Below are 4752 nucleotides of genomic sequence, written 5' to 3'. Positions count from 1 at the left end.
GGCTCCCACACCAGCCCAGCCACCAGCCAGCCCCCCAACACCACGAACGACAACAACAGTTGCGAGACTAGCACTCTAAGTTGGATTATATAAATGATTTAGCGACCCAGTGCGGTGAGGCTCTCCAGCTCCGTGCAGGCGGTGCGGAACCGCCGGGTGACGGCGGCCAGCACCTCCGCCGGGTGGGAGCCCTCTGGGGTGGCGGCCCACATCAGCAGGCCGTAGACCATCTGCGCCCGGTAGGCGTCCCACGCCCCGGCGAAGGACGGCGGCGCGGCGCCCCGGGCCGCGACCTCGTCCAGATAGCCGGCCAGCAGGTCCCGTTCGTGCGCCGCCCGGTCCCCGGGGCTCAGCGCCGAGGCGAGGAGGTAGGCCACATCGTGCGCCCAGTGCCCGCGGCGGGCGCCCTGCCAGTCCGCCAGCAGGGGCCGCCCCCCGGGCACGAACGCCAGATTGCCCGGATGCGGATCGCCGTGCAGCAGGGTGGGCTGCACCGCGTCGTCGAAGGCCGTCAGCCGCGCGAAGGCGGCCAGCCAGGACTCCGGCGCGGCCCGCTCCCCGGCCGGGCCGGCGCGGTCCGCCGCCGAGCAGACCGCCTCGGCCCCGCGCCGCGCATAGGCGTACGTCGTCGACCCCGCCGGGGCCGCGCAGCGCCGCACCCACGACAGCGCACCCCGCCGCACCGGATCGCGGAACTCGGCGTGCAGCGCGGCGAGTTCGGACAGCACACCGGCCACCGCATCGGGCGTGAGCAGCTGCCCCGCCGCCCCCCAGTCGCAGCCGCGCGCCGTGAGGTCCTCCATCAGGAGGAAGAAGCGTCCGTCGTCGTGGCGGTACCCGGACGCGTACACGGCGGGCACCGCCACGGGGGCCGTCGGCAGCACCTCCTGGTACATCCGTACCTCGGTCACGTAGATGCCCGCGGCCGCCATGACCTCGTGCAGCGGATGGGACAGCGAGGTCTTGACGAACAGCCTCTCCGGCAGCGCCGCGGCGTCCGGACCCGAGAAGCGGGCGTCCAACGGGATACGGGTGGAGGTGCCCTGGTCGGTCGGCGCCACCCGCAGGCCGGTCACCCGGACCCGGTGGCCCGCCCGGCGCAGCGCCGCCTCCAGCCAGCCCGCATCGAGATCGGCGCGGACGCGCGGCACCTCGGCACCGGTCACCGGCCCGTGTCCCAGGTGACCGGCAGCCTGCGCACCCCGTAGTTCAGGGAGTCCTCGCACATCGGCACCTCTTCCGGCGGCACCGCGAGCCGGAGCGTGGGCCCGTGCGTGAACAGCGCCCGGAGGCCGGCCCGCAGCTGCTCGCGCGCCAGCTGCTGGCCGATGCACTGGTGGATGCCGTGCCCGAAGGCCAGATGCCCGGCGGGCGGGCGGCGGAGGTCCAGGGTGTCGGGGTCGTCGAAGCGCCCCGGATCGCGGTTCGCGGAGAGCAGCGAGGCGACGACGACCTCACCGGCCTCGATGGTGCGCCCGCCCAGCTCGATGTCCTCCAGGGCGGCGCGCTCCCGGCCGAACTGCGGGATGGTGAGGTAGCGCAGGAGCTCTTCGACGGCCGGCTCCGTGAGGCCGGGGTCCGCCCGGAAGGCGGCCAGCTCCTCGGGGTGCCGCAGCAGGGCGAAGGCGCCGAGGGAGAGCATGTTGGCGGTGGTCTCGTGCCCCGCCACCAGGACGCTCAGCCCGATGTTCGCCGTCTCCTCGTCCGTCAGCCCACCGTCCGCCGCCAGGTCCGCCAGCAGGTCGTCGGCGGGTGCGCCGCGTTTGGCCACGACGAGGGTGCGGACATAGCCGGCGAGGGCGGCGACCGCGGCGTCCGACTCCTCGCGGGTGCTGTCCACCGACACCATGCTCGCGGTCCAGCGCTGGAACGCCGCCCGGTCCTCGTAGGGCACCCCCAGCAGTTCGCAGATCACCAGGGTCGGCACGGGCAGCGCGAAGATCTCCACCAGGTCGGCCGGCGGGCCGGCGCGGCGGAGGGCGTCCAGCCGGCCGGCGACGATGCGCTCGATGGCCGGTACCAGGGCGCGGACCCGGCGCACATGGAAGTGCCGGGCCAGCAGCCGCCGGTAGCGGGTGTGGTCGGGCGGGTCCATCCGCGCGAACATCCCCGGCGCCGGGGCGTCGCGGCGGCGCAGCTGGCTGGCGACGGGGGAGGTCACCAGGTCGCCGCGGGCGCTGAAGCGCGGGTCCGTCAGCACGGTGCGGACGTCGTCGTACCGGGTGACGAGCCAGCCGGCCGAGCCGTCGGGGAAGGCGAGCCGGCTGACCGGATCGCTCCGGCGCAGCGCGGCGTACTCCTCGGGCGGGTCCAGCGGGCAGCGGCGCGCGCGGGGCAGCGGCGCGGGGTGCGAGGAAGCGTCGGTCACATCGCGTCCTTTGATCGGGAGGGGACCGGACTGCGGCAAGCCGGGGTGAGCACGACGTCCCGTCACCCGCCCGGGGGGTGCGGGGGCTCACGGCAGGCGTCGCGAGCCGGACGGGACGGTGCCCACACGCCCTAGCCGACGACCTGTTCGGCGTCCGGCAGGTCGAATTGGAGGTCGTCGACGGTGTACAGGTCGATGGCGACCCTGAGGTTGTTCTCCAGCGCGGCGGCGGAGGCCGGGGCGCTGCGGTGCAGCTCGTCCAGGAGGAGGGCCTGCTCGTCGCGGCAGGCCTGGATGCGGTCGCGTACCGCGTGCGGCGTCATCCGGGTGCCGTCGCGGGCGACCAGCTGGACGACGTTCAAGGTGCCCTCTTCGGCGTCCTTGGCCCAGGTCCGCAGATCGTTGGCGAGCCGGACCGCCCTCGACGCCGGGACGAGGGCCGCGTCGAGCCGCTCCTGTGCCGCGCTGTCCGGGTGCTCGCCCACGGTGATCAGCAGCGCCAGGGCCACACTGCGGTAGTTGACGTGCCGGTAGGCCAGTTCGAGGAAGTCCTCCATGGTGGGCAGCGGCTCCACGCCCTCGGCGATCCGCCGGCTGAGCACCGCCTGCCGCACCCCCGCACGGACCCCGTCCACCAGCCGCAGCACGAACCGCTCCAGCAGCCCGCAGCAGCCGTCCCGGGTCCGCAGCTCCTCGACGAGTGCGGCGAGCGAGGTCTCGAAGAAGTCGCCGGGTCTCGCCTCGGCACGGCCGCCGCGGAGTACGGCGAGCACCCGCCGGCCGACGTCCTCGGGCCGGGTGCCGTAGTGCTCGAAGTCGTCGAGCCGGCCGTCGAGCAGATAGAGCCACAGGCTGTACTCGACGAGCAACGCATGGTCGGCGACGTCCAGTTCGGGCGCGATCACACACACCGTGGCGGCGAGCGTGTCGTACACCTTGTCGCTCAGCTCCTGCTGGACGGGTCTCGCCCATTGGCGCGCCAGTGCCGCGGCCTCGACGGCCTGGGCCCGCACCGCCGGGTCCGCGCTGTCCAGTAAGTGGGAGACGAGCTTGTTGTTCATTCCTGCTTCCTCACGGTCGCCGATGTCAGCCCCAGCGAGCGCCCCACGATCTCCTGCATGATCTCCGAGGTGCCGCCGAAGATCCGCTCAATGCGGTTGTCGCGCCAGATGCGCGCGATTTCGTACTCGTTGATGTATCCGTATCCGCCGAACAGCTGGACGCAGCGGTCGATGATCTGCCAGGCGGTCTCCGTGGTCCAGTACTTCGCCGCGGCGGCGTCGACCGCCGTGAGATGGCCCTCGACGAGCGCCATGATGCAGCCGTCGACATAGGTGCGGGCCGCGTCGAGCTTGGCCCGCATGTCGGCCAGCGCGAAGCGGTTGGCCTGGAAGGTGCCGATGGGCCGGCCGAACGCCGTGCGGGTCTTGGCGTACTCCAGGGCCAGTTCGAAGGCGCGCTGTGCGCCGCCCAGCGCGCTCACCGCGATGGCGATCCGCTCGGTGGGCAGGTTCTCCATCATGTACGCGAAGCCGCGGCCCTGCTCACCGAGGAGGTTCGCCGCCGGTACCCGTACGTCGTGGAAGAAGAGCTCCGCGGTGTCCTGGGCCTTGAGGCCGACCTTGTCCAGCCGGCGGCCGCGCTCGAAGCCGGGCATCCCGCGCTCGACGACCAGCAGGCTGATGCCCTTGTGGCGGGCGTCCGGGTCGGTCTTGCAGGCGACGATCACGAAATCCGCGAGGATGCCGTTGGTGATGAAGGTCTTCTGGCCGCTGAGCACATAGTGGTCGCCCTCGCGCCGGGCGGTGGTGCGCATCGCCGCCAGGTCCGACCCGGCGTCCGGCTCGGACAGGGCCAGTGCGCAGATGGTCCGGCCGGAGACGATCCCGGGGAGCCAGCGGTGTTGCTGTTCCTCGGTGAGGTGCGACAGGTAGGAGGGCAGGACGTCGTTCTGGAGCCCGAGTCCGATGCCCACCGTGCCGGTGGCCGCCATCTCCTCGGCCATGATGGCGTTGTAGCGGAAGTCACGGATGCCCTGTCCGCCGAACTCCTCGGGGAATTCCCACCCGATGAGACCGGCCGCACCGGCCGCGCGCCAGGCCTCGCGGCTGACGATTCCGGCCCGCTCCCATTCCTCGGCGTGGGGCACGCACTCCTTGAGGTAGTAGGCACGGGCGGTGTCCCGGAACTGCTCGTGCTCGGGGGTGAAGAGCGTGCGCCTCATTACGCGGTGGCCTTGTCCTCGGCGGTGTTCTGCTGGTTTTTGAAATCGGCGTAACGCAGGTTCGGGCACTGCTCCCAAAACCCCTTCTCACCCAACGCCACCCGGCGCAGAGTCCGCCGGCCATTACCTTCCAGGCCACCCCGCGCATGCTGAACCGCCA

Annotated in this window: 4 protein-coding genes; all 4 read right to left on the bottom strand. The window is 72.4% G+C overall.

Annotation, left to right across the window (positions count from 1 at the left end; all coding sequences use genetic code 11):
• Positions 1-98 precede the first annotated feature (98 nt).
• The 4 genes from IF67_RS0138250 to IF67_RS0138235 all read right to left on the bottom strand — a co-directional run bounded on the left by IF67_RS0138250 (position 99) and on the right by IF67_RS0138235 (position 4592).
• Positions 99-1166, bottom strand: coding sequence for a phosphotransferase (locus tag IF67_RS0138250; RefSeq protein ID WP_030993623.1), 1068 nt, complete (start codon positions 1164-1166; stop codon positions 99-101).
• Complete coding sequence (locus tag IF67_RS0138245; protein ID WP_030993622.1) at positions 1163-2368, bottom strand: cytochrome P450; 1206 nt, start codon at positions 2366-2368, stop codon at positions 1163-1165. The genes IF67_RS0138250 and IF67_RS0138245 overlap by 4 nt, the downstream gene beginning before the upstream one ends.
• Positions 2369-2499: 131 nt before the next feature.
• Complete coding sequence (locus IF67_RS0138240) at positions 2500-3429, bottom strand: terpene synthase family protein (protein ID WP_030993620.1); 930 nt, start codon at positions 3427-3429, stop codon at positions 2500-2502.
• Positions 3426-4592, bottom strand: a complete 1167-nt coding sequence (locus tag IF67_RS0138235; protein ID WP_030993619.1) for an acyl-CoA dehydrogenase family protein — start codon at positions 4590-4592, stop codon at positions 3426-3428. The genes IF67_RS0138240 and IF67_RS0138235 overlap by 4 nt, the downstream gene beginning before the upstream one ends.
• Positions 4593-4752: the final 160 nt, after the last annotated feature.

It is taken from the genome of Streptomyces sp. NRRL S-1813, from assembly GCF_000719605.1.
Classification (GTDB): Bacteria; Actinomycetota; Actinomycetes; order Streptomycetales; family Streptomycetaceae; genus Streptomyces; species Streptomyces decoyicus.
Note: the sequence above shows the minus strand (reverse complement) of the source record. Positions and strands in the feature narration are given on the sequence as shown.

Excerpts from the sequence above, each read along its gene's own strand:
- IF67_RS0138235 (WP_030993619.1), bottom strand. The coding sequence starts at position 4,592 with ATGAGGCGCACGCTCTTCACCCCCGAGCACGAGCAGTTCCGGGACACC.
- IF67_RS0138240 (WP_030993620.1), bottom strand. The coding sequence starts at position 3,429 with ATGAACAACAAGCTCGTCTCCCACTTACTGGACAGCGCGGACCCGGCG.